This window comes from Brevundimonas sp. EAKA (assembly GCF_000698025.1).
In the GTDB taxonomy this organism is placed as follows: domain Bacteria; phylum Pseudomonadota; class Alphaproteobacteria; order Caulobacterales; family Caulobacteraceae; genus Brevundimonas; species Brevundimonas mediterranea_A.
Map to the genome: position 1 here is coordinate 1 of NZ_JMQR01000244.1, position 1,636 is coordinate 1,636.

Below are 1,636 nucleotides of genomic sequence, written 5' to 3' on the forward strand. Positions count from 1 at the left end.
GGGGGGGGTGGGGGTGGAGCGATGAAGCGGGGGGGGAGGAGCCCGCTGGGGTCCTTAGGGCCGGTGTTGGAGGCCGCTTCCCACGCGACGCATGGTTAGGAAAGCGGTCCGGTGTCGATCTTTGCCGGCATTTCCGCCCGGGCGAGGCCGTCACAAGGCGGCCCGCCGATCCGGCAAGGCTCGAAGACGAGGGCCGCCAGCCGGAGCGCGTGTGGAAAACGGCCTCTCGGGACGACGCCTGCGCCGAAACGGTAAAAACACATTCCCTCCGGGCGCAGCCCCGGCGTCCCGAGCCCTCCCCGACTTCGCAGGTCCCCCGCGAAGACAGAGCCAATTCACCCACGTCCAGAAGGAGTCCCCGATGCGTCCTCGCCGTCCGTCCAGCGCCCGCCATGACGACGCCTTCGCCTATGCGCTGCAGCGACACCGGCTCGAGCTGATCGCCGCCGGAGAAGCCGAACCCCTGACCGAGCGCGAAAGCCTGTTCCTGCGGCAGGTCAAGGCCCGTCGCCGTCCGGCCTATGCCGACTATATCGTCCCCGGCCCGCTTCTCCGGGCCGAAACCGGCGCCCTCAGACGGGCGCGGGAGGCGCGGGAGGCGAGCGCCCGCTCGACCGACGCTCCCGAACCTGAAGACCTCAGCCCGGCTTTCTGAAGCGATAGACGAATTGATCGGTCTTGCCGCGAATGGCGGCGTCGAAGACGTTCAGGCTGTGGTCGTCGGCCGGATTGGCCACGGCCGCGCTCTCGCCCTCAAAGACGAAGCCCGCCGCCTCGACCTCGCGCTTCAGATAATCGCCCTCGATCCGGTGCAGGGTCTGGACCGCCGAAATGCCGGTCCCCGCCGCCGCCTGGTGGTCGATCAGGATATAGCGCCCCCCGGGCTTCAGGGCCGCGAACACGGCCGCGTTCATCCGGGCCACATCGGTGTTGAAACCGGGGATATGGAAGTCGTGATATTCCTGGCTCATGAAGACCATGTCCAACGGCTGGTCATAGGTCATGGCGTCCAGCAGGCCGTTGACCCGCGTCACATTGGGATAGGCGGCGACCAGGGCGTCGGCCATTGGGTTCTCCCGCGCCATGGTCCGCTCGGGCACGAAGGCGTAGACCCGCCCCGTCGGCCCGACCACGTCCGAGAACAGCCGGGTGAAATAGCCGGCGCCGGGGCGCACATCGGCCACCTTGTCGCCCGGCGCCAGCTGGGCGAAGGCCAGGATCTCGGCCGGATGACGCAGGGGATCGCGCGCCACTTCTTCGGCCGGGCGTTTCGGATCAGCCACCGCGTCCGTATAAAGCGAGACATAGGCCGGGGCGGCCAGAGGCGCGCTGTCCACGACCACCGTCCGCTCGCCGCCCTCCGACGCGATGATGATGCAGCCGGACAGCCCCGCCGCCAGGGCCAGAACCGCCGCGCCCGCCGCCAATCTCTTCATCATCGCCGTCTCCCTGATTTCGTTGCGATAGGCTCGCATTTCGTCGCTCCGCGCAAGCCGGTATCACGCGCGAAACGATCTGACGCATCACGCGATTTGCGCCTCCGCCCCGGCGGCGCTAGTCCGTCGCCAGGTTTTCAAGGTCATCCGTCCATGCTTCCCTATCAGCCCGCCCCCTTCCCGCTCGCCCGTCCCCGGCG

At 68.5% G+C, this 1,636-nt stretch carries 2 protein-coding genes; one reads left to right on the forward strand and one right to left on the reverse strand.

Features of this window, described 5'->3' with window-relative positions; translation table 11 throughout:
• Positions 1-361: 361 nt before the first annotated feature.
• Positions 362-655: a hypothetical protein gene (locus ER13_RS17235; protein WP_035311360.1), complete on the forward strand. Its 294-nt coding sequence runs from the start codon at positions 362-364 to the stop codon at positions 653-655.
• On the opposite strand, the gene ER13_RS17240 is transcribed toward ER13_RS17235, so the two are convergent.
• Positions 639-1,439 (reverse strand): class I SAM-dependent methyltransferase, encoded by an 801-nt coding sequence (locus tag ER13_RS17240; RefSeq protein WP_230307744.1) that lies wholly within the window; start codon positions 1,437-1,439, stop codon positions 639-641. The genes ER13_RS17235 and ER13_RS17240 overlap by 17 nt on opposite strands.
• Positions 1,440-1,636 lie beyond the last annotated feature (197 nt).

Excerpts from the sequence above, each read along its gene's own strand:
- ER13_RS17240 (WP_230307744.1), bottom strand. The coding sequence starts at position 1,439 with ATGATGAAGAGATTGGCGGCGGGCGCGGCGGTTCTGGCCCTGGCGGCG.
- ER13_RS17235 (WP_035311360.1), top strand. The coding sequence starts at position 362 with ATGCGTCCTCGCCGTCCGTCCAGCGCCCGCCATGACGACGCCTTCGCC.